The organism is Streptomyces sp. NPDC046866 (genome assembly GCF_040704625.1).
Classification (GTDB): Bacteria; Actinomycetota; Actinomycetes; order Streptomycetales; family Streptomycetaceae; genus Streptomyces.
In genome coordinates, this window is record NZ_JBEYXN010000001.1 from 369,330 (window position 1) to 390,374 (window position 21,045).

The window sequence follows — 21,045 nt, forward strand, 5'->3', positions numbered from 1 at the left end:
GCCGGCCCCGGCGGCGGGGGCGCGCGGACCGCACGCACCGCGCCCCCGCCGGGCCCGCCCGGCCGCCGACCCCCTGCGCCGCTGCCCCCGGCCCCTGCACCCCCGTCACCGCCGAACCTGACGGACTGACAGGAGCCCTCCTCCGCCTCCTGTCAGCGGCTGCCAGACTTCGCGGCATGGACGACTTCCCGCAGACCGCGGCCCCTGTGGAGACCGAACCGTCCGGCACGGGGGTGCGCTTCGCGCTCCTCGGCGCCGTGCAGCTGCTGCTGAACGCCTCGGTGTCGGTGACCTTCGCCGCCGGCCCGGCCATGCAGCGGGAACTCGGCCTCAGCCGCATCGACCTCATCCTCGACAGCGCCGCGTACGGCCTCGCCTTCAGCGGGCTCCTGCTGCTCGGCGGCCGGCTCACCGACCGCGTCGGACAGCGCCGCCTGTTCTCCCGCGGAACCGCCCTGTTCGCCCTGGCCTCGCTGGCCGCGGCCCTGGCGCCCAGCTCGCCCTTCGTCCTCGCCGCCCGCTTCCTGCAGGGGTGCGGCGCGGCGCTCGCCGCCCCGGCCGCCATGGCCCTGCTGCGGGTCGTCTTCCCCGGCGGCCGCGCCCGCGCCACCGCCCTGGCCCGCTGGGGGCTGCTGGCCAGCCTCGGCGCCGCCGTCGGCATCGTGCTCAGCGGGGTGCTGGTGGCCTGGCTGAACTGGCGGTGGAGCTTCGGCGTCCTCGCCGCCGTCGCCGCGGCCGTCCTGGTGCTCTCCCCCCGGGCCCTGCCGGCCGGCCCCGCGCCCGTCCGGGTCCCGGTCGACGTCCTCGGCGCCGTCCTGGGCACCCTCGCGCTGTCCACCCTCGGCTACGGGCTCGTGATGGTCGGCCCGCACGGCTGGGCCGCCCCGGAGGTCCTCGCCCCGCTCGCGCTCGGCGGCATCCTGCTCGCCGTCTTCGCCGCCGCCCAGCGCCGGGTGCGCGCACCGCTGCTGCCGCCCGGCTTCCTCGGCTCCCGCTACCGGGCCACCGCCCTGGTCTGCGCGCTGCTCGGCCCGGCGATCGGGGCGAGCACCGCCTTCCTGCTCGCCCTGTACGTCCAGCAGGAGCGCGGCTACTCGGCGCTGGAGAACGCCCTCGCCTTCGTCCCGTACAGCGCGGTGCTGCTGGGCGTCGGCTTCGTCGCCGGGCGGATCGTCGCCCGCATGGGCGTGCGCGCCGTCGCGGTGGGCGGGCTGGCGGTCATCGCCGCCGGGCTGTTCCTCATCGGCGCGGTGGGTCTGCGCACCGGCTCGATGCCCGCCGTCCTCACCGGGCTGATCGTGCTGTCCGCCGGGATCGGCACGCTGATGTCCGCGGCCGTCGTCGGCGCCGTCGCCGGGGTCCCGGAGGAGCAGTCCGCCCTCGCCGGCGCCGTGGTCAACACCGCGATCCTGGCCGGGCCGACCATCAGCCTCGCCCTGATCACCTCGGCCGCCGACGCGCGCACCGCCTCGCTGCTCGCCGCCGGCGACCCGGCCGCGGCCACCGGCGGGTACGCCTTCGCCTTCGAGGCCGCCTGCGGGGTGTTCGTGCTCGCCATCGGCCTGGCGCTGTACGGGCTCGCCCCGGCCCGGCGGGGCGCGGCCGCGGTGGCCGCCGTGTCCGCGGCCGCCACCGCCGCCCGGCCGGCGCAGCGCTCCTCCACTCCGGCCTGACCAAGGGGGGCAGGCCGGGGTGGAGGCACCGGGCCGGGCCCGGACCCTCCCCCGGACGTCGTCCGGGGCCCCCGCGCGCGCCGGCGGGGCCGGACGAGCCGGCACGGTCCCGGCCGCCCCCGTACGACCCTCCGCGCGACGGCGCGACCGTGCCCACCCCCTTGACGCCCGGCCGTACCAGGTGGACGCTCCCGCGGTCTCGATCCAAACGGGTGCAGCTGGGGGGCCGCCATGCCGGAGCAGTCTGTCGAGCCGATCCAAACCGCAGGGGAACTGCGCGCGCAGCTCGCGCAGCGGGGGGCGCGCTGGACGGTGCTCGAGCACCTCGCCGACGACGAGCCCGTACCCCGCCCCCCGCTCGGCATGGAGCCGGGGGCGAACCTGACGCCGGCGCACGAGGCCGCCCCTCTCGATCTGCGCGCGCTCCTCGGCCACCCGAGCGGCAATCCGCACCTGACCCGCCGCCGGGCCGCGCACGGCCTGCTGCCCGGCACCGCGGGCCCGGCCGCCGCCACGCGCACCGCCACGGCCCGGCCCGCCGCCGTGGACTGGCGGGTCCGCTGGGGCCGGCCGTGGATCACGAAGGTCAAGGACCAGAACCCCTGCGGCTCCTGCTGGGCGTTCGGCGCCACCGCCCTGGTGGAGTCCATGGCCCGGATCGAGCACGGCGTGTGGGCCGAGCGCTCCGAGGGCGACGTCCACGACGGGCTGCGCTTCACCTGCGGCCAGGGCTCCAACCCGGAGACCGCCCTGGACTGGATCAAGGCCAACGGGGGCCTCGCCGACCCGGACTGCTGGCCGTACTCCCCGCCCCCGCCCTCCGTCCCCGCCGACCGCCGCGACGGCTGGCGCGCCGAGTACACCCCCAGCTGGGACCGCTCCGGGCGCACCGTCCGCATCGCCGACTACGTCCGGCTCGGCGACGTGGAGCAGCAGAAGGTGTGGCTCGACACCGTCGGCCCGCTCACCGCCTGCTTCGACGTGTACGACGACTTCTTCGGTCTCGGCTCGGGCGTCTACCACCGCACCAGCGACCGCCTCGCGGGCGGCCACTGCGTGCTGATCACCGGCTACGACGACGCGGCCGGCTGCTGGCTGTTCAAGAACTCCTGGGGGACCGGCTACCACGTCGGCGGCCACGGCCGGATCGCCTACGGCGAGGTCAACATCGACTACTGGGCCAAGTGCGGCCTGCGCGGCACCAACGTCGACCCGTGGAGCAAGCGCCGCCTGCACACGGGCAACGTCTACGAGAGCGGCAACGGCCGCGCCCACCGCAACTTCGAGCTGCTCGCCACCACCGCCGGCGGCCGCCTCCAGCACTGGTGGCGCGAGGGAGACGCCCCCTTCGCGTGGACGCGCGCCGCGGTCTTCGCCGGCGACGCCTGCGGCCAGCCCGCCTTCACCGGCACCACCTACAACCGCAACATGGAGTCCCTGCACGTGACGACCGGCGGCCGGCTGCGCCACTGGTACTACGAGCAGTCCGCCGGCACCTGGCGCGACGGCGGCGCCTTCGGCCCCGGCGACGCGGCACCCGGCTCGACCCCCGCCTTCATCCAGAGCGACTACGGCAAGCCGGGCAACTTCGAGGTGGTCGTGCGCACCGCCGACGGCCGCCTGAACCACTGGTGGCGCATCAACGGCGCACCCTGGACCTGGAACGACGGCGGCCGCTTCGCCTCGGGCATCGCCCACTTCGGGCCCGCCCTCGTCCAGACCCGCAGCCGCCACCTCGACCTGGTCGCCACCCGTACGGACGGCCGGATGCAGCTGTGGTGGCGCGACGACCCGAACGGCTTCGCCTGGCGGCCCGGGGAGGTCTTCGGCAGCGGCGCCACCTCCGCGCCCTGCCTGATCGAGGCCCAGTACGGGGCCGCGGACGAGGACACCGCCGGGAACTACGAGCTGTGCGTGGCGGTGTCCGGCGGGCGGGTCGAGCACTGGTGGCGGGGCAACGCCTCGGGCGCGGGGTGGAGCCGCAGCGCGGTCTTCGGGCACGACGTGCTCGCCGTCACCGGGATGCTGCAGGGCAGCTTCGGGTTCAACCTGGAGGTCGTCGTGCTGCGCACCGACCGCATGCTGCAGCACTACTGGCGCGACGGCGCGGGCTGGCACGAGGGGGCCGTGATCGGGCCCGCCTGAGCCGGGAAGGAGCCGCAGCGGGTGGAGGAGCGCAGGGTGGTCCTCGCCGCCGGCGCGTCGTACGAGGTGCGGCTCGCCGGGCGCGGCGCGCTCGGCTACGTGTGGACCTGGCAGGTCACCGGCGACACGGCCGCGGTGGCGGTCGCCCCGGGGCCGGGGCCGGGCCCGGTCCCGGGGCCGTCCGCGGCGGGTCCGCCCGGGCCGCCGCAGCTGCCCGGCGCACCGCTGGAGCGGACGTACGTGGTCACGGGCCGCCGCCCGGGCGGGCGGGCCCGGATCCGCTTCGCGCAGGTCCGCCCGCCCTACCCGCAGGAGGCCCCGTACGACGAGCTCGTCCTGGAGGTGGAGGTCACCGCCGGTCCGCCCGCCCCGCCCGCCCCGCCCGCGCCGTGAGCGCCCGGTGCTGCACGGCCTCCAGCGGTCCCCGCGCGTATCGGCGCAGCCACAGCCGGGACCCGGCGGCCAGGGCGAGCGAGACCGCCGCCCACAGCCCCATCACCCACCAGGGGCCGCTCCCTGCGAACCGGTCGGCGAGGCCCAGCCCGATCCCGTAGCAGAGCAGCATGCACAGCAGGTTCTGGCCCACGTAGGAGGAGAGGGCGGTGCGGCCGATGCGGCCGAGGGCGGCGGCCCCGGGGAGGGCCGGGCAGCGGTCGAGGAGGCAGCCGATCAGGCCGATGTAGCCGAGGGCGATCAGCGGGGCCAGACCGTAGCGGCCCAGCACGAAGAGGTCCGGCCCGCCGAGCGCGGCGGCGGCCCCCAGCGGCAGGCCCAGGCCCAGCCCCCAGGCGGCCATCCGGACCCGGATGCGGTGGCCGGCGGCGGTCGGGGCGAAGGCGCCGGCCCGGTACAGCCGCACGCCGAGCAGGAACAGGAACACGAGCAGGCCGAAGGAGAAGACGGGCTCGATGCGCAGGGCGAGGGCGTGCTCGAGGCGGAAGCGGATCTGGTCGGGGTAGCCGCCGTGGGCGTAGAGCGCGACGGCAGCCGCGTCGGGCGCCTCGGGGCCGGCGTCGGGTCCGGCCAGGTCCGCCACGGTGACCAGCCCGACGAGGGCCAGGTGGAGGCTGCCCGCGGTCCACATCGCCACCCGCCGCACCCGCTCGGAGCGGGCCAGCAGCCAGGCCGTGAGCAGCGCGGTGACCGCGTACCCCATCAGCACGTCCCAGGCGAAGACGAGGACGAAGTGGACGGTCCCCTCCAGGAGGAGGAACGCGGCCCGCCGCGGGTAGCGGCCGGGCCAGGGCTCGCCGCGGCGCGCGGCGGAGTCGTACTGGATGGCCAGCCCCACCCCGAACAGGATCGTCAGGAGGGAGAGGAACTTGCCGTCGGCGAGGAAGCGGAAGACGGCCTCGGCCACGGTGGCCGGGGACGGGTCGGAGAGCGGGTCGGGCAGGGCCAGGCCGCCGCGGAGCACGCTCGCCTCGGAACCGGGCGAGGCGAAGATCCAGACGTTGGTCATGAGCGTGCCGAGGATGGCGGCGCCGCGCAGGACGTCCAGGAGCGGGATCCGGTCGGCGGCCGCCGGCCGGGCGGCCGGGCCCGTACCGCTGCTGCCGGGAAGGGTGGTGTGGGCCATTCATCCAGCGTCCCGGCGCACCGCGGCGGTTGCGTCCTGCGGCCGGACGAGGCCGCGGTACATCCTTGGATGCAGCGGCCGGGGTCCGGGGTCCGCATCCTGGACCCGGGAACGTGTGCATCCCTCATGTATCTATGCTGTGCGCATGTCCGCCCCGCCCCTCGCCGCGCTTCGTGCGGCCCCCGCCGCCGCTGCCGCCCCGACCGCCGCCGACCGCGTCTACCGGCACGTCAAACAGGGCGTCCTGGAGCGCCGCTACGAGGGCGGCGCCCTCCTCACCGAGGGCGGGCTCGCCGAGGCCGTCGGGGTCTCCCGCACGCCGGTGCGCGAGGCGCTGCTGCGCCTGGAGACCGAGGGGCTGCTGAAGCTGTACCCGAAGAAGGGCGCGCTGGTCCTGCCGGTCTCCGTGCAGGAGATCGCCGACGTCGTCGAAACCCGGCTGCTGGTCGAGGAGTTCACCGTCCGCAGGGCCGTGCCCGCCTCGCCCGCCCTGCTGGAGCGGCTCGCCCACCTGCTGGAGGAGCAGCGCCGGCACGCCGATGAGGGGGACCTCGCCGCGATGACCACCGCCGACCGCTGCTTCCACGCCGAGATCGTGCGCACCGCCGGCAACCAGATCCTGGCCCGCCTGTACGACCAGCTCCGCGACCGGCAGCTGCGCATGGGCGTGGCCCTGCTGCACGCCCACCCCGAGCGGATCGAGCGGACCCTCGCCGAACACGCCGAGATCCTGGACGCGCTGCGCGCCGGCGACGCCGAGGCGGCGGCCGCGGCCGTACGGGGCCACGTGGGCCGGGTCGGCGAACTGGTGCGGGGGCCGGTCCGATGACGGGCCCGGCGACCGGGCCCGCCACCGAGGACCCGCCGGGCGGCCGGCGGGCGGTCGCCGTCTGGTGCATCGGCGTCGCCGTCTACTTCGTCGCGGTCATCTTCCGTACGAGCCTGGGCGTGGCCGGACTCGAGGCCGCGGACCGCTTCCACGTCAACGCCTCCGCCCTGTCCACGTTCTCCCTGCTCCAACTGCTCGTCTACGCCGGCATGCAGGTCCCCGTCGGCCTGATGGTGGACCGGCTCGGCACCAAGCGGGTGCTGACGCTCGGCGCGGTGCTGTTCACCGCCGGACAGGTCGGCTTCGCGCTCTCGCCGACGTACGGGACGGCGCTCGCCGCCCGCGCCCTCCTCGGCTGCGGCGACGCGATGACCTTCATCTCCGTCCTGCGATTGGGCACCCGCTGGTTCCCGGCCCGGCGCGGGCCGCTGATGGCCCAGCTCGCGGGCCTGGTCGGCATGGCCGGCAACCTGGTCTCCACCCTCGTCCTCGCGCCCGTCCTGCACGGCTTCGGCTGGGTCCCCGCCTTCGCGGGCAGTGCGGCGGCCGGGCTGCTGGTGCTCGTCCCGCTGGTGCTGTTCCTGCGCGACCACCCGGAGGGCCACGAGCCGGCCCCGGCGGCGCCGGCCGCCGGCGGGGCGGGCTTCGTCCGCAGCCGGATACGGGACTCCTGGCGCGAACCCGGCACCCGGCTCGGGCTGTGGGTGCACTTCACGACCCAGTTCCCGGCGATGGTGTTCCTGTTGCTGTGGGGCATGCCCTTCCTGGTCGAGGCGCAGGGGCTGCAGCGGACCACCGCGGCCGGGCTGCTGACCCTCGTCGTCGCCTCGAACATGGGCTTCGGCCTGGTCTACGGCCAGATCATCGGCCGCCGCCAGGCCGCCCGGATCCCGCTGGCCCTCGGCACCGTCGGGCTGACCGCCGCGCTGTGGGGGTCGGTCCTGGCCTACCCGGGCCAGCGGGCGCCGATGTGGCTGCTGGCCGCGCTGTGCGTGGTGCTGGGCACCTGCGGGCCCGCCTCGATGATCGGCTTCGACTTCGCGCGCCCCGCGAACCCGCCCGAACGGCAGGGCACCGCCTCCGGCATCACCAACATGGGCGGCTTCCTCGCCTCGATGACCACGCTGCTGGCGGTCGGCGTCCTGCTGGACGCCACCGGCGACGACTACCGGATCGCCTTCTCGTCCGTCTTCGCCGTCGAACTCCTCGGCCTCGCCCAGATCCTGCGGCTGCGCGGGGCCGCGCTCGGCCGGGAGCGCGAGCGGGAGCACCACCGCGCGCGGGGCGCCGCCGCCGACGGCGGACCGGCGGCCGCCCGGGCCGCCGCGGCCTGCGCGCAGGGCCGCCCTACGGGGTGACCGCGAAGTGCGCCAGGATCGCCTCCGCCAGCTCCCGGTCGCCCTCCACCTTCACCCGGTCGGCCACCGCGTGCGGCCGGACCCGGCCCGCCGCCAGCCGGACGTACGTCTCCCAGTCCATCGCCAGCGTCACGGCCGGTCCGAGCGAGGGCGTGGCGTCGATCGAGCCCTGCCCGTCGCCATCGACCCGTACCGTCCGCAGGAACTCCACCGGCCCGTGCACGTCGATGACGACCGTCGAGTGGGCGGGCGCCCCCGCCAGCTTGGCGACCACCTTCGGCAGGCCCGACAACAGCACGTCCCGCGCCACGTACGCCCCGGGTGAGTCCCAGTTGCCCGGCACGCCGAGCGCCGCCCGCAGGTCCTGCTCGTGGATCCACACGTCGAACGCGCGCAGCCGCGTCGCGAGTTCCAGGGTGATCTGGTCGCCGAGCGGGCCGCGCACCAGCGTGGCCGGGTCCCGCTTCTCGTTGCGCAGCTGGCGCGACCGCCGGATGACCGTGTACTCCAGCTCGGAGGTCATCTCCGGCGCCGTGTGGTGGCGCCGGACGTCGACCTGGACCTCCATGTACCGGGTGAACTCGTCCACCACGTGCCGCAGATCCCGCGGCAGCGTGTGGATCGGCCGCGGATCGCCGAGCATCTCGGTCTCTATGCCGATGACGTGTGACACGACATCGCGCACCGACCAGCCGGGGCACGGCGTCGCCCGGTTCCACTCGCCCTCCGTCAGGGGGAGGACCAGCTCGGATATCGCCTCGATGGAATGCGTCCACGCTTCGGCATAGGGCTGGAGGCTGGGATGCGGATGGACGGTCAACGGGACCCCTCGCGTGCTGTTCAGTGGCGCGTTTTCACGGAAGCGTGTGGACTGATTCCCAAACTACGCTGCCGGTGAGTACCCCGGCAGTGCTTTCGGGTGACGATCGTAGGCCGAGTTGACGGCTTCAATGCCAGAACGGTGGTAGTGTGCGCGCCTCACTGATCCAAATCGCGGTGACGGACGGGGAGTCGGTGTCCCACCGGCGGTCCCGGGTGGCCGATCTCGTACGGGAGCAGGCGGGCGCGGACCTCGTCGTGCTGCCCGAACTGTGGACCGTGGGCGCCTTCGCCTACGAGCAGTTCGAGACCGAGGCCGAACCGCTGGACGGACCCACCTTCGATGCGATGTCCAAGGCGGCGAGCGACGCCGGGGTCTGGCTGCACGCCGGCTCGATCGTCGAGCGCGCCGGCGACGGCTCCCTCTACAACACCGCCCTCACCCTCTCCCCGGCCGGCGAGCTGGCCGCCACGTACCGCAAGATCCACCGCTTCGGCTTCGACCAGGGCGAGGCCGTGCTGATGTCCGCCGGCGACACCCTGACCACCGTGGCGCTGCCCGAGCAGACCCTCGGCATCGCCACCTGCTACGACCTGCGCTTCCCCGAGCTGTTCCGCGGCCTGGTCGACGCGGGGGCCACCACGCTGGTCGTGGCCGCCGGCTGGCCCGCCCGGCGCCGGGCCCACTGGACCCTGCTCAACCGGGCGCGCGCCGTCGAGGACCAGGCGTACGTCCTGGCCTGCGCCCTGGCCGGCACCCACGCGGGCGTCGAACAGGCCGGCCACAGCCTGGTGGTCGACCCCTGGGGCGAGGTCCTCGCCGAGGCGGGCCCCGGCGAGGACGTCCTCACCGTCGAGCTCGATCCCGCCAGGGTCGCCGAGACCCGCGAGCAGTTCCCGGCCCTGAAGGACCGCCGCCTGTAGCCGCCGCCCGGAGCCGGCGCCCCGTCCGGCGACTCGGGCGGGGCGACCCGGGCGGGGCGACCCGGGCGGGTCGCCGGACGGGTGGGACGGGAGGGGGCGGAGGGAGGTCGGGGACGCCTCCGGGAGCCGCCCCGGGAACGACCTCGGGGGATACCTTCCTCCCATGGCCCTGCTCTACGTGACCGACCTGGCGTACCCGGCGCGCGGCCGCCGGTACGGCGACGAGGACACCTTCCTCACCTCCCGGCTGCGCGACCGCTTCCCGCTGGCCCTGTGCCACCCGCTCGACGCGGCCGGCCTGATGGGCGCCTTCGAGGCCGTCGTCGTCCGCAACAGCGGCCCCGTCCTGCACTACCAGGACGCGTACGACCGCTTCCGCGCCGCCGCCCTCGCCGCCGGGACCCGCGTCTACAACCCCCTGACCGGCCGCGGGGACATGGCGGGCAAGCAGTACCTCCTCGACCTGACCGCCGCCGGCCTGCCGGTCATCCCGACCGTCGACGACCCGGCGCACCTCGACCGGCTCCCGCAGGTCCCGCTGTACGCGGTGAAGCCCAAGCAGGGGGCGGACTCCATAGGCCTGGAGTTCACCGCCGAGCCCGCCGGCCCGGCCGGCGCGGTCCTGATCCAGCCGAAGATCGACTTCGCGTACGAGGTGTCCTTCTACTTCGTCGACGACGCCTTCCAGTACGCCCTGTACGCCCCCGACCCGGCCCGCCGCTGGGAGCTGCGCCCGTACGAGCCGACCGCGGCCGACCTGGACTTCGCGCGCTCCTTCATCGCCTGGAACACCCTCGACCACGGCATCCAGCGGGTCGACGCCTGCCGGGCCCCGTCCGGGGAGCTCCTCCTGGTCGAGCTGGAGGACCTGAACCCGTACCTGTCCCTGGACCTCCTCCCGCCCGACACCCGCGACGCCTTCGTCACGGCCCTGACCCGGTCCCTCGCCTCTTTCCTGGCGGCCTGATGTCAGAGGCGGGTGCGAGGCTCGCCGCATGGACAAGCAGACGTTCTGGAAGCTGATCGAGTCGGCCCGCGCCGACGCCGGGCCGGACGGGGTCGCGGAGCGCGCGGCCCGCCTGCTGGCCCTGCGGCCCGCGGCCGAGATCGCCGCCGCCCAGCAGGTGCTGTGGGACCTGCTGGCCGAGTCGTACCGCAGCCCGCTGTGGGCCGCGGCGTACGTGATCAACGGCGGCTGCTCGGACGACGGCTTCGACTACTTCCGCGGCTGGCTGCTGACCCAGGGAGAGGAGGCCTTCACCCGGGCCCTGGCCGACCCGGACTCCCTGGCCGACCACCCCGCGGTCCGCGAGGCGGCGGCCGACGGCCTGGAGCTGTGGGACGAGCAGGCCCTGTCGATCGCCTGGACCGCGTACACCGAGGCCACGGGCCGCGAACTCCCGGCGGACTCCTTCACCATCGGCTACCCGCCCCTGGATCCGGCCTGGTCCTTCGACTTCGACGACACCACGGAAACCGCGGCCCGCCTCCCCCGCCTGACCGCCCTGTTCGACCAGAGCCCGCCGGTGTACCCGAGCCGCCCGGGCCCGGAGAGCTGTTGATCCGCCGTTCATACGTGAATGGCAAGCTTGAAGGATGAACGATGCTGCCCCGGCGCCCACCCCCGCGCCCGCGCCCCGCCGTGCCCGTCTCCGTGCCCCCGAGCTGATCGGCAAGGGGGGCTGGCTGAACACCGGAGGCAAGGAACTCACCCTCGCCGACCTGCGAGGAAAGTGCGTAATCGTTGATTTTTGGACGTTTTGTTGCATTAACTGCCTGCACGTCCTCGACGAGCTGCGCGAGCTGGAGGAGAAGCACCGGGACACCGTGGTGGTCGTCGGCGTGCACTCGCCGAAGTTCGTGCACGAGGCCGAGCATGCGGCCGTCGTCGACGCCGTCGAGCGGTACGAGGTGCACCACCCGGTGCTGGACGACCCCGAGCTGGCCACCTGGAAGCAGTACGCCGTCCGGGCCTGGCCCACGCTCGTCGTGATCGACCCCGAGGGGTACATCGTCGCCCAGCACGCCGGCGAGGGGCATGCGCACGCCATCGAGCGCCTGGTCGAGGAGCTGGAGGCCGAGCACGAGGCCAAGGGCACCCTGCGCCGCGGCGACGGCCCGTACGTGGCGCCCGAGCCGGTCGCCGGGGCGCTGCGGTTCCCCGGGAAGGCGGTCGTCCTGCCGAACGGGAACCTGCTGGTCTCCGACTCGTCGCGGCACCAGCTCGTGGAGCTGGACGCCGACGGCGAGACCGTCGTGCGCCGCATCGGCAGCGGCGAGCGCGGCTTCGGGCCCGACGCCTTCAGCGAGCCGCAGGGGCTGGCGCTGCTGCCCGACGGGCGGGTCGTCGTGGCCGACACCGTCAACCACGCCCTGCGGGTCTTCGACCCCGCCACCGGCGCCGTCGAGACCGTCGCCGGCACCGGCCGCCAGTGGTGGCAGGGCTCGCCCACCTCCGGGCCGGCCCTCGACGTGGACCTGTCCTCGCCGTGGGACGTGGCCTGGTGGCGGGGCAAGGTGTGGATCGCCATGGCCGGTGTCCACCAGCTGTGGACCTGGGACCCCGCGACCGGGACCGTCGCCGTCAGCGCCGGCACCACCAGCGAGGGGCTCCACGACGGCCCCGCCACGGAGGCCTGGCTCGCGCAGCCGTCGGGCCTCGCCGCCGCCGGCGACCGGCTGTGGATCGCGGACTCCGAGAACAGCGCCCTGCGGTACGTCGAGCCCGACGGGGACGGGTACGCCCTGCGCACCGCCGTCGGGACCGGGCTGTTCGACTTCGGCCACCGGGACGGGGACGCCGCCCAGGCGCTGCTCCAGCACCCGCTCGGGGTGACCGCCCTGCCCGACGGCTCGGTCGCGCTGTGCGACACGTACAACCACGCCCTGCGTCGCTACGACCCCGCGACCGGCCAGGTCACCACGCTGGCCACCGATCTGCGCGAGCCCAGCGACGCGGTGCTGGCCGGCGAGGACATCGTGGTCGTGGAGTCCGCCCGGCACCGGCTGACCCGGCTGCGGCTGCCGGAGGAGGCCGTACGGGTCGACGCCGTCGCCCACCGCACGCAGCGCGCCGCGACCGAGGTCGCCCCGGGCACGCTCCGGCTGGACGTGGTCTTCCAGGCGCCGGGCGGGCAGAAGCTCGACACCCGGTACGGGCCGTCCACGCGGCTGCTGGTGTCCTCGACCCCGCCGGAGCTGCTGCTGTCGGGGGAGGGGAGCGGCACGGACCTGTTCCGCGAGCTGGAGCTGAACCCCGAGGTCACCGAGGGCGTGCTGCACGTGTCGGCGATGGCGGCGTCCTGCGACGACGACCCGGCGAACGAATACCCCGCCTGCCACGTGCACCAGCAGGACTGGGGTGTTCCGGTGGCGGTCACCGCGGGGGGTGCGAACCGGCTCCCGCTGGTCCTCGCCGGCCTCGACGCGTAGGCGGGAGCGGTTCGTTGACGGGGCCCGGCGCCGGGTGCGTTCCGCCGGCGCCGGGCCCCTGCCGGGAGCCCGGGCGGGTCAGCCGCCGAGGGCCTCGCCGACTTCCTCTCCCTTGCGCAGTCCGGGTCCGGCCTCTCGGGGCTCGCCGGGCTGCGCGGGGGCGGCCGGCTTCGCGGGGGCGGCCGGCTGTTGGGCTTCGGCCGGCTTGACGGGCGCGGCGGGCTGCTGGGGCTTCCCCGGCTGTGCCGCTTCGCCCGGCTGTGCCGCCTCGGCCGGCTCTTGCGCGGCGTCCTCGCCCTTTTCGATGTCCGCGGTCAGCAGGTCGGGCTTCTTCACCTCCGCCACGAAGGACGCGGAGGTCACGTACGCCTTCTGGCCCCGGACGCCCACGGCCGTCGGGCCGGCCAGGCCGTCCTTCGCCGACAGCACGGTGGTGTGCGTGCCCTCGGGCCGTACGAGCACGACCTCGTTCGGGCCGTGCAGGGCGGCGAGCACCGTCTCGTCGTGCCCGGGGAACGTGAAGTCGTCGATCCCGTCGAGCCCCAGGGCCCGGGTCTCGATCGCAGCGGCCGTCCCGTCGTCCTGGATCGGGATGCGCAGCAGGGTGCCGGCGTCGGTGTTGGAGGCCCACACGGCGTTGCGGTGCACCTTGATGCCGTTGGCGCCGGCGAACGAGGTCGGCCGGAGGGCGGGGCCGCCGGCCCAGGGGATCACCGTGCCGTCGTGCGTGGAGATCCGCCAGACCGTGCCGAGGGCGGAGTCGGCCGCGTAGAGGAAGCCGAGGCGGCGGTCGAACGCGAGGCCGTTGGGGAAGGCGTCCGCGGGGAGGTCGGCGAACTTGGAGACCGCGCCGTCCGCCGTGATCCGGTAGACGCCGTTGGCCTCCGTTCCGGTGGCGTAGTTGACGTAGAGGGTGCCGTCGTAGGTGCGCACGATGCCGGTGGCGAGCGGCCCGCCGAGCGGTGTGGCCGCATCGGCCACCTCGGGGAGCGTGGCGAGGTCGTGGGCGGTGCCGTCCTTGGCGATCCGGACGACCTTGTGGGCGAGGGCGAAGGTCACGAGGGCGGAGCCGTCGGGCTCCAGGGCGATGTTCTCGGCCGTCTCGCCCTTGTCGTAGTCGAACTGCGCGAGGGTCCGCGGGTTCGTCAGGTGCAACCAGTCCCCTGTTGCCGGAGTGGCGTCCGAGGGCACGGGGGAGGGCAGCGGGGACGGCGGCGGTGTGTCCAGGGCCGCGGCGGGGGACGCCGCTAGCAGGGCGACGGCGAGGGCCAGGGCGGCCGTGCCCGCGCCGCGGCGCGGCGTGCGGGACGCGCGTGGCGTGCGGGGTTCGCCGGAACTATGGGAATCGGTGGTGCGGCGGGCGCGGGCGTGGGGGGTGCGCAGCACGGGACTCTCCTTCTCGGCCGGGCGAGCAGCCGGGCGTGACGGGAGAGTCCAGAACAGCATGACGCGGTGTCACCATCGTTTCATCACACCGCAGACCGGGCGGAGATCCCCCGCCCGGCCGACGCCGCGCGCCCGCACCCGGCGCCGCAGGCCTCGGCGCCGCGCGCCCGCACTCAGCCCTCGAGGAAGGCGAGCAGCGCGTTCGCGAGGTGGTACGGGTCCTCCGCGCCGCACAGCTCGCGCGCACTGTGCATGGAGAGGATCGCGACGCCGATGTCCACCGTCTGGATGCCGTGCCGGGCCGCGGTGATCGGGCCGATCGTCGTGCCGCAGGGCATCGAGTTGTTCGAGACGAAGGTCTGCCACGGCACCCCGGCCCGCTCGCAGGCCGCCGCGAAGACCGCGCGGCCGCTGCCGTCGGTCGCGTAGCGCTGGTTGACGTTGACCTTCAGGATGGGGCCGCCGTTGGCCCGCGGGTGGTGCGTGGGGTCGTGCCGCTCGGCGTAGTTGGGGTGCACGGCGTGGCCGGTGTCGGAGGACAGGCAGATGCTGCCCGCGAAGGCCCGCGCGCGGTCCTCGTACGAGCCGCCGCGCGCGAAGACGGAACGTTCCAGCACGTTCCCCAGCAGCGGGCCGTCCGCCCCGGTGTCGGACTGGGAGCCGTTCTCCTCGTGGTCGAAGGCGGCCAGCACCGGGATGTGGTCGAGCCGCTCCGAGGCCGAGGCGGCGGCCAGCGCGGCGACGCCCGCGTGCACCGAGATCAGGTTGTCCATGCGCGGCCCGGCGACGAGCTCGCGGTCGCGGCCGAGGTACGCGGACGGCTCGATCGAGTGGACCATCAGGTCCCAGCCGGCCACCGACCCCTGCGCAAGGCCCTCTTCCTCCTCCAGGAAGGCGATGAGGTCGCCCTCCTGGACCTCGCCCAGGCCCCAGATCGGCTGCATGTGGCGCTGCTTGTCGAGCTTGAGGCCGTCGCTGTTGACCGACCGGTCCAGGTGGACGGCCAGCTGCGGGACGCGCATCAGGGCGCGGTCCACGTTGACCAGCTGCTCGCTGCCGTCGCGCAGCGTCAGCCGCCCGGCCAGGCCCAGGTCGCGGTCCAGCCAGGTGTTGAGCAGGGTGCCGCCGTAGATCTCGACGGCGATCTGGCGCCAGCCGGCCGCGCCGGTGTCGGGCAGCGGCTTGACCCGCAGGTTGGGCGAGTCGGTGTGCGCGCCGATGATCCGGAAGGGCATGTGCGCGGCGGCGCCCTCCGGCACGAACCAGGCGATCAGCGCGCCGCCGCGGAGCACGTACCGGCCCCCGCTGCCCGCGTCCCAGGCGTCCGTTTCCGACACCTGCCTGAACCCTGCCTTCTCCAGCCGCTCGGCCGCATTGGCCACGGCGTGGTACGGCGACGGACTGGCCGTCAAAAAGGTCATCAGATCGTCGGTGTGGCCGCGGTCGAAGCGGGCTGGAGAGCTCATGTGGTTCACCTTAACGACGGTCGTGTTCGCCTTGGCCGGGCTGCGGCGGATGGCCGAAACGCCGGTCCGGCGGGCTGTGTGGTCCGCGGGTCCGGCGGCTTCTCAGCCCGGCGGCCGCTCGAATCGGCGCTGCAGCTGCCTGCGCTCGCCCCGGCGGATGCGCGGGAGCATCTCCGGGGTCGTCGCGGAGCGCTGCGCGCGTCTCTTGCGTCCGGCGCAGAAGATACAGGCCTCGCCGGGTGGCGCGTCCGGATCGATCGGGGCGCCGGGGTGCTCGGAGCAGCCGGTGGCATTGCGCGGCCGGGACAGCTCGCGGGCCACGATGAAGGCCTGGTGCAGATCGTCCGCGATCCGCACGAAGTCGTCCGCGGGGGAGGAGAAGCCCAGGTGGAAGCGGCGCTCCTCCACGTTGCGCAGGTGCTGGCGCAGGGCCTGGAGGGTGTACGGCGGGCCGGGCACCGGGTAGCCCAGGCGGCGCTGCTCCCCGGTCGGCGGGGCCGCGGGCGCGGGCACCCCGCGCCGGCCGCGGTCGCGCAGGCCCAGGCGGCGCCGGTTGTTGCAGAGCAGGCAGCGGCCCCAGCCGTCGGGCGCCTCGGGGTCGAGGGCGCCGTTGGGGTGCTCGGGGCAGCCCGTGTAGCTCTTGGCGGGGGCCAGCCCGGCCGCGGTCTGGAACGCGGCGTAGAGGGCGTCGGCCACGGCCTCGTACTCCGCGGGGTGCGCGCCGTCGTACAGCTCCCGCAGGTGGTCGCCCAGGCTGCCCAGGGCAGCCTGCAGCTCCTTGAGGGCGTACGGCCGCCCCGTCGGGACGGAGTACCCCCTGCTGTTGCCGTGCTGCTCCTGTGGACTCATGCCTACGAGCGTCCCATGAACGACTGACAAGGAAGGAATCGCGAGGTCAGGACGGCGGTAGTCGGCGCGCGGCGGCGGCCGGGGCCGCCTGCGCCTGCCCCTGCGCCTGCGCCGGCCCGCCCGGCCGCGGGGGCCGCGTACACCGGCGGCCGGATCCCCGGGCGGGGGATCCGGCCGCTGTCGTGCACCGCGTACGGGTGGTACCGGGTGGTACCGGGTGGTCCGCTTAGAAGGCGGCCTCGTCGAGCTCCATCAGGGAGTTGTCGACGGCCTCGGCGAGCTGGCGCGCGACCGAGACGCCCGGGAGGATCTGGGACGCGAAGAACTTCGCGGCCGCGATCTTGCCCTGGTAGAAGGGGACGTCCTTGCCGGAGGCGGTCGCCAGCTTCTCGGCGGCCACGGCCGCGCCCTTGAGCAGCAGGTAGCCGACGACGACGTCACCGGAGGCCATGAGCAGGCGGGTGGTGTTCTGGCCGACCTTGTAGATGTTCTTGACGTCCTCGCCGGTGGCGGTGAGGTCGACGATCATCTGGCCGACGATGCCCTCGAGGTCGACCGCGGCCTTGGCCAGCGCGTCGCGGGCGCCGGCCAGCTCCTCGCCGCCCTCGGCGCCGGCCAGGAACTTCTTGATCTCCTCGGAGAGGAGGTTCAGGGAGGCGCCCTGGTCGCGGACGATCTTCCGGAAGAAGAAGTCCTGGCCCTGGATGGCGGTGGTGCCCTCGTACAGGGTGTCGATCTTCGCGTCGCGGATGTACTGCTCGATCGGGTACTCCTGCAGGAAGCCGGAGCCGCCGAAGGTCTGGAGCGACTGGGCGAGCTGCTCGTAGCCCTTCTCGGAGCCGTAGCCCTTGACGATCGGGAGCAGCAGGTCGTTCAGGCCGTGCAGCGCCTTGGCGTCCTCGCCGGCCGCCTCCTTGACCGCGATCTCGTCCTGCACGGAGGCCGTGTAGAGGACGAGGGAGCGCATGCCCTCGGCGTACGCCTTCTGCGTCATCAGCGAGCGGCGGACGTCCGGGTGGTGCGTGATGGTGACCTTGGGCGCGGTCTTGTCCATGAAGTTGGCCAGGTCCTGGCCCTGCACGCGCTCCTTGGCGTACTCCAGGGCGTTCAGGTAGCCCGTGGAGAGGGTGGAGATCGCCTTCGTGCCGACCATCATGCGGGCGAACTCGATGATCATGAACATCTGGCGGATGCCGTCGTGCTTGTCGCCGATCAGCCAGCCCTTGGCGGGGTGCTTGTCGCCGAAGGTCATCTCGCACGTGTTGGAGGCCTTCAGGCCCATCTTGTGCTCGACGTTGGTGGCGTAGACGCCGTTGCGCTCGCCCAGCTCGCCGGTCTCCCAGTCGAAGTGGAACTTCGGGACGAGGAAGAGGGACAGGCCCTTGGTGCCCGGGCCGTGGCCCTCGGGGCGGGCGAGGACGTAGTGGAGGATGTTCTCCTCCATGTCGTGCTCACCGGACGTGATGAAGCGCTTGACGCCCTCGATGTGCCAGGAGCCGTCCTCCTGCTGGATGGCCTTGGTGCGGCCGGCGCCGACGTCCGAGCCCGCGTCCGGCTCGGTGAGGACCATGGTGGAGCCCCAGCGCTTCTCGACGGCGATCTGGGCGATGCGCTTCTGCGCCTCGTTGCCCTCCTCGTACAGGACGCCGGCGAAGGCCGGGCCGGAGGAGTACATCCAGACGGCCGGGTTCGAGCCGAGCAGCAGCTCCGCGTAGGCCCAGATCAGGGAGCGGGGCGAGGTGGTGCCGCCGATCTCCTCGGGCAGGCCGAGCCGCCAGTACTCCGACTCCATGAAGGCGTTGTAGCTCTTCTTGAAGGAGGCCGGGACCGGGGCGGTGTTGGTGGCCGGGTCGAAGACCGGCGGGTTGCGGTCGGCGTCCGCGAAGGACTCCGCCAGCTCGTTCTCGGCGAGGCGGGCGATCTCGGACAGGATGCTCTTGGCGGTCTCGGTGTCCATCTCGCCGAACGGGCCGGTGCCGTACAGCTTGTCGCGGCCGAGCACCTCGAAGAGGTTGAACTCGATGTCGCGGAGATTCGACTTGTAGTGCCCCATGGCGACGGCTCCGTTAAGGCTCGGGAAGACGGGTTCCTCGTACATACCAATCGGTAACGTCATGATGCTACCCGCCGGTAATAAGACGCAACCCTTGCCCGACCACTGTGACCAGCGTCAAGCGGCGGGAGCCTGGCGGGAATGCGTGTCCACGGGGCACGGGGCGATCGGTAGGCTTCGGTCCATGTACGGCTACGACCAGAACGTGAGCGCAGGGCAGCAGTACGCCGCCCCGCAGCAGATGGCCGGCGGGTACGGCGAACAGCCGCTGTACCCCGAGCCCTCGCCGCCGTCGCTCGCCGACGCCGTGCGGGCCTTCACGACCGGGTCGCTGTCCGCCGAGGACTTCCAGCAGATCTTCGCCACCTCGAAGGTCTACTGCCCGCGCGGCGACACCCCGGGCTTCCTGGCGCTGCACAACACGCAGCAGCCGGTCATCCCGATGTTCAGCACCCTCAAGGAGCTCCGCCGGTACGCCGGCAAGGAGTCCAAGTACTTCGTGATCACCGGCGCCGAGGTGATCGACCTGCTGCCCACCGGGTACGGCTTCGTCCTCGACATGGAGGGCGACCACCGCATGGTCTTCGACGCGAAGGCGGTCGAGCAGATGGTCGACTTCGCGATGCGCCGCATGTACGGCTAGCCGGGGCCCGGGCGGGGCCCGGGATCCGCTGCCCACCGCCCCCGCCGCTGGAACCGGCCCCCGCCACCGCCCAACGCTCCGCCGGTTTCCGGCCACCGGCGCATCCGGATCTGCCCGAACGGCCGCCCGCGCCGCCCGCGGTTCGACAACCCGCCGCTCGCCGAGCCGCTCCGGTGCTCCGCCCCAGCCCCTGCGCCTCAAGCGCCGGCGCGGCTGGATGGTCGGGCTCTCGTTCCAGGTGCGGGCGGTTCCGCCCGGGCTTCCGGGGCGCTGCCCCGGACCCCGCGCCTCAAGCGCCGGCGGGGCTGGTGGTGCCGGAGCCGCGGGTTCGGCACATCCAGCCCGCGCGGCGTTTGAGCGCACCGGGCGCGGAGCGCCCGGAACGGTGCCGGGCGAAGCCCGGGCACCCGGCGGGGGCCGGGGCCGCAGGCCCCGGTTTCGGGAAGGGGCGGGGCGGGGAACGGCTCCGCGCAGCGGCCCCCGGCCCCCGTGCCAGTCCCCTGCGCCCAGCCCGCCGCCTCCGCTCCAGCCCCCGCGCCCGGCCCGCGGCTCCCGCGCCAGGCCCCCCGCCCCTGCCCGCGCCGGCTTCGCCGCAAGGCCCCCGGCCCGCCCGCGCCCGGCCTCCGCGTCAGGCCGAGCCGCTCTGCCGGGCGGCCGGGCCCGGGTGGGCGGCTCGGGGCGCTCCTTCGGGGGGACGCCGTACCGCCAGGTCGGGCCGCACGGGGCCCGGGGGAATGCCCCCGGTGCCCCCGCCGTTCTGTACGGGTGGCAGGAAGTTCGAGTTTCAACTAAACTCGAGGCAGAAGGAGGTCCCGACCATGCCTGCAGTGACTGTGGAGAACCCGTTGACGCTCCCCCGCGTCGCGGAGCCCGCCCCGGAGACCGCCGCCCGCAAGGTGCTGGCCGTCGCCACCGCCCCGGGCGGCTTCGAGGGCGAGGGATTCCCGGTGCGCCGTGCGTTCGCCGGGATCAACTACCAGTACCTGGACCCGTTCATCATGATGGACCAGATGGGCGAGGTGGAGTACGCGCCGGGCGAGCCCAAGGGCACCCCCTGGCACCCCCACCGCGGCTTCGAGACCGTCACGTACCTGATCGACGGAACCTTCGTCCACCAGGACAGCCACGGCGGCGGCGGTGTCATCAACGGCGGCGACACGCAGTGGATGACCGCCGGCTCGGGCCTGCTGCACATCGAGGCCCCGCCGGAGTCCCTCGTCGTGTCCGGCGGCCTCTTCCACGGCCTCCAGCTGTGGGTGAACCTCCCGGCCTCCGACAAGATGATGCCCCCGCGCTACCAGGACATCGGCGGCGGCAAGGTCAAGCTGCTGACCACCCCGGACGGCGGCGCCCTGCTCCGCGTGATCGCGGGTGAGCTCGACGGCCACGCCGGCCCGGGCATCACCCACACCCCGATCACGATGATCCACGCGACCCTCACCCCGGGCGCGCAGCTCACCCTGCCGTGGCGCGAGGACTTCAACGCCCTCGCGTACGTCCTGGCGGGCCGCGGCAGCGTCGGCACCGACCGGCGGCCGATCCACACGGGGCAGACCGCGGTCTTCGGCGACGGCGGCTCGATCACGCTGCGGGCCGACGCCTCCCAGGACTCCCACACCCCGGACCTGGAGGTCGTCCTGCTCGGCGGCCGCCCGATCCGGGAGCCCATGGCGCACTACGGGCCGTTCGTCATGAACAGCCGCCAGGAGCTGCAGCAGGCGTTCGACGACTTCCAGGCGGGCCGCCTGGGGGTCATCCCCACCACCGCCCGCACGGGCCTGGGCCACCGCGGCACCGGCTCCGCGGAGGACTGACCGCACGGCCCGCGGCCGGCCACGGCCGGCCCCGGGCCGGATCACGAGGCGCGCCCCCGGTGCGAGCTCCGCGCT

Annotated in this window: 17 protein-coding genes; 11 read left to right on the forward strand and 6 right to left on the reverse strand. The window is 74.3% G+C overall.

All coding sequences use genetic code 11. The features are described 5' to 3' along the window. Window positions 1-176 precede the first annotated feature (176 nt). The 3 genes from AB0953_RS01730 to AB0953_RS01740 all read left to right on the forward strand — a co-directional run bounded on the left by AB0953_RS01730 (window position 177) and on the right by AB0953_RS01740 (window position 4,211). On the forward strand, window positions 177-1,673 hold the full coding sequence (locus tag AB0953_RS01730; protein WP_366857355.1) for an MFS transporter: 1,497 nt from the start codon (window positions 177-179) through the stop codon (window positions 1,671-1,673). A gap of 231 nt (window positions 1,674-1,904) precedes the next feature. Next, a complete protein-coding gene (locus AB0953_RS01735) occupies window positions 1,905-3,818 on the forward strand; it encodes a C1 family peptidase (RefSeq protein ID WP_366857356.1) in 1,914 nt (637 codons plus the stop codon). A 21-nt stretch (window positions 3,819-3,839) separates the two neighbouring features. After that, window positions 3,840-4,211, forward strand: a complete 372-nt coding sequence (locus AB0953_RS01740) for a hypothetical protein (RefSeq protein ID WP_366857357.1) — start codon at window positions 3,840-3,842, stop codon at window positions 4,209-4,211. Here the strand turns inward: AB0953_RS01740 and AB0953_RS01745 are convergent. Further along, window positions 4,168-5,397, reverse strand: coding sequence for a DUF418 domain-containing protein (locus tag AB0953_RS01745; RefSeq protein WP_366857358.1), 1,230 nt, complete (start codon window positions 5,395-5,397; stop codon window positions 4,168-4,170). The genes AB0953_RS01740 and AB0953_RS01745 overlap by 44 nt on opposite strands. Before the next feature lie 145 nt (window positions 5,398-5,542). Between AB0953_RS01745 and AB0953_RS01750 the strand changes: the two genes are divergently transcribed. After that, window positions 5,543-6,226 carry a GntR family transcriptional regulator gene (locus AB0953_RS01750; protein WP_366857359.1) on the forward strand — a complete coding sequence of 228 codons (684 nt, stop codon included), beginning with the start codon at window positions 5,543-5,545 and terminating at the stop codon, window positions 6,224-6,226. Beyond that, window positions 6,223-7,584: an MFS transporter gene (locus tag AB0953_RS01755; RefSeq protein WP_366857360.1), complete on the forward strand. Its 1,362-nt coding sequence runs from the start codon at window positions 6,223-6,225 to the stop codon at window positions 7,582-7,584. The genes AB0953_RS01750 and AB0953_RS01755 overlap by 4 nt, the downstream gene beginning before the upstream one ends. On the opposite strand, the gene AB0953_RS01760 is transcribed toward AB0953_RS01755, so the two are convergent. Then, entirely contained in the window at window positions 7,574-8,404 is an 831-nt protein-coding gene (locus AB0953_RS01760; protein ID WP_366857361.1) for a maleylpyruvate isomerase family mycothiol-dependent enzyme, read from the reverse strand. The genes AB0953_RS01755 and AB0953_RS01760 overlap by 11 nt on opposite strands. Before the next feature lie 149 nt (window positions 8,405-8,553). On the opposite strand from AB0953_RS01760, the gene AB0953_RS01765 reads away from it, so the two are divergent. The 4 genes from AB0953_RS01765 to AB0953_RS01780 all read left to right on the forward strand — a co-directional run bounded on the left by AB0953_RS01765 (window position 8,554) and on the right by AB0953_RS01780 (window position 12,759). Beyond that, window positions 8,554-9,327, forward strand: coding sequence for a carbon-nitrogen family hydrolase (locus AB0953_RS01765; protein WP_366857362.1), 774 nt, complete (start codon window positions 8,554-8,556; stop codon window positions 9,325-9,327). Between the two features lie 163 nt (window positions 9,328-9,490). Next, entirely contained in the window at window positions 9,491-10,294 is an 804-nt protein-coding gene (locus AB0953_RS01770) for a hypothetical protein (protein ID WP_366857363.1), read from the forward strand. A gap of 28 nt (window positions 10,295-10,322) precedes the next feature. Further along, the gene (locus tag AB0953_RS01775) at window positions 10,323-10,889 is read left to right on the forward strand and encodes a DUF4240 domain-containing protein (protein WP_366857364.1); all 567 of its coding nucleotides are present in this window, start codon (window positions 10,323-10,325) and stop codon (window positions 10,887-10,889) included. A gap of 34 nt (window positions 10,890-10,923) precedes the next feature. Beyond that, window positions 10,924-12,759: an NHL domain-containing thioredoxin family protein gene (locus tag AB0953_RS01780; protein ID WP_366857365.1), complete on the forward strand. Its 1,836-nt coding sequence runs from the start codon at window positions 10,924-10,926 to the stop codon at window positions 12,757-12,759. Window positions 12,760-12,837: 78 nt separating this feature from the next. Here the strand turns inward: AB0953_RS01780 and AB0953_RS01785 are convergent, their stop codons facing one another. The 4 genes from AB0953_RS01785 to AB0953_RS01800 form a co-directional block, all read right to left on the reverse strand. Continuing rightward, entirely contained in the window at window positions 12,838-13,914 is a 1,077-nt protein-coding gene (locus tag AB0953_RS01785; RefSeq protein WP_366857366.1) for a hypothetical protein, read from the reverse strand. A 404-nt stretch (window positions 13,915-14,318) separates the two neighbouring features. Continuing rightward, complete coding sequence (locus AB0953_RS01790) at window positions 14,319-15,611, reverse strand: M18 family aminopeptidase (RefSeq protein ID WP_366857367.1); 1,293 nt, start codon at window positions 15,609-15,611, stop codon at window positions 14,319-14,321. Window positions 15,612-15,713: 102 nt separating this feature from the next. Further along, window positions 15,714-16,460, reverse strand: a complete 747-nt coding sequence (locus AB0953_RS01795) for a hypothetical protein (RefSeq protein ID WP_366857368.1) — start codon at window positions 16,458-16,460, stop codon at window positions 15,714-15,716. Window positions 16,461-16,686: 226 nt separating this feature from the next. Next, on the reverse strand, window positions 16,687-18,513 hold the full coding sequence (locus AB0953_RS01800; protein ID WP_366857666.1) for an acyl-CoA dehydrogenase: 1,827 nt from the start codon (window positions 18,511-18,513) through the stop codon (window positions 16,687-16,689). Between the two features lie 184 nt (window positions 18,514-18,697). On the opposite strand from AB0953_RS01800, the gene AB0953_RS01805 reads away from it, so the two are divergent. Together AB0953_RS01805 and AB0953_RS01810 are read left to right on the forward strand one after the other, a co-directional pair. Further along, a complete protein-coding gene (locus AB0953_RS01805; protein ID WP_361917679.1) occupies window positions 18,698-19,156 on the forward strand; it encodes an SseB family protein in 459 nt (152 codons plus the stop codon). An 818-nt stretch (window positions 19,157-19,974) separates the two neighbouring features. Beyond that, window positions 19,975-20,970, forward strand: a complete 996-nt coding sequence (locus tag AB0953_RS01810; protein ID WP_366857369.1) for a pirin family protein — start codon at window positions 19,975-19,977, stop codon at window positions 20,968-20,970. Window positions 20,971-21,045 lie beyond the last annotated feature (75 nt).

What these genes read in the sequence shown, in the direction of transcription:
- AB0953_RS01730 (WP_366857355.1), top strand. Translation starts at nt 177, where the DNA reads ATGGACGACTTCCCGCAGACCGCGGCCCCTGTGGAGACCGAACCGTCC.
- AB0953_RS01735 (WP_366857356.1), top strand. Translation starts at nt 1,905, where the DNA reads ATGCCGGAGCAGTCTGTCGAGCCGATCCAAACCGCAGGGGAACTGCGC.
- AB0953_RS01745 (WP_366857358.1), bottom strand. Translation starts at nt 5,397, where the DNA reads ATGGCCCACACCACCCTTCCCGGCAGCAGCGGTACGGGCCCGGCCGCC.
- AB0953_RS01750 (WP_366857359.1), top strand. Translation starts at nt 5,543, where the DNA reads ATGTCCGCCCCGCCCCTCGCCGCGCTTCGTGCGGCCCCCGCCGCCGCT.
- AB0953_RS01755 (WP_366857360.1), top strand. Translation starts at nt 6,223, where the DNA reads ATGACGGGCCCGGCGACCGGGCCCGCCACCGAGGACCCGCCGGGCGGC.
- AB0953_RS01770 (WP_366857363.1), top strand. Translation starts at nt 9,491, where the DNA reads ATGGCCCTGCTCTACGTGACCGACCTGGCGTACCCGGCGCGCGGCCGC.
- AB0953_RS01775 (WP_366857364.1), top strand. Translation starts at nt 10,323, where the DNA reads ATGGACAAGCAGACGTTCTGGAAGCTGATCGAGTCGGCCCGCGCCGAC.
- AB0953_RS01780 (WP_366857365.1), top strand. Translation starts at nt 10,924, where the DNA reads ATGAACGATGCTGCCCCGGCGCCCACCCCCGCGCCCGCGCCCCGCCGT.
- AB0953_RS01790 (WP_366857367.1), bottom strand. Translation starts at nt 15,611, where the DNA reads ATGAGCTCTCCAGCCCGCTTCGACCGCGGCCACACCGACGATCTGATG.
- AB0953_RS01795 (WP_366857368.1), bottom strand. Translation starts at nt 16,460, where the DNA reads ATGAGTCCACAGGAGCAGCACGGCAACAGCAGGGGGTACTCCGTCCCG.
- AB0953_RS01800 (WP_366857666.1), bottom strand. Translation starts at nt 18,513, where the DNA reads ATGGGGCACTACAAGTCGAATCTCCGCGACATCGAGTTCAACCTCTTC.
- AB0953_RS01805 (WP_361917679.1), top strand. Translation starts at nt 18,698, where the DNA reads ATGTACGGCTACGACCAGAACGTGAGCGCAGGGCAGCAGTACGCCGCC.
- AB0953_RS01810 (WP_366857369.1), top strand. Translation starts at nt 19,975, where the DNA reads ATGCCTGCAGTGACTGTGGAGAACCCGTTGACGCTCCCCCGCGTCGCG.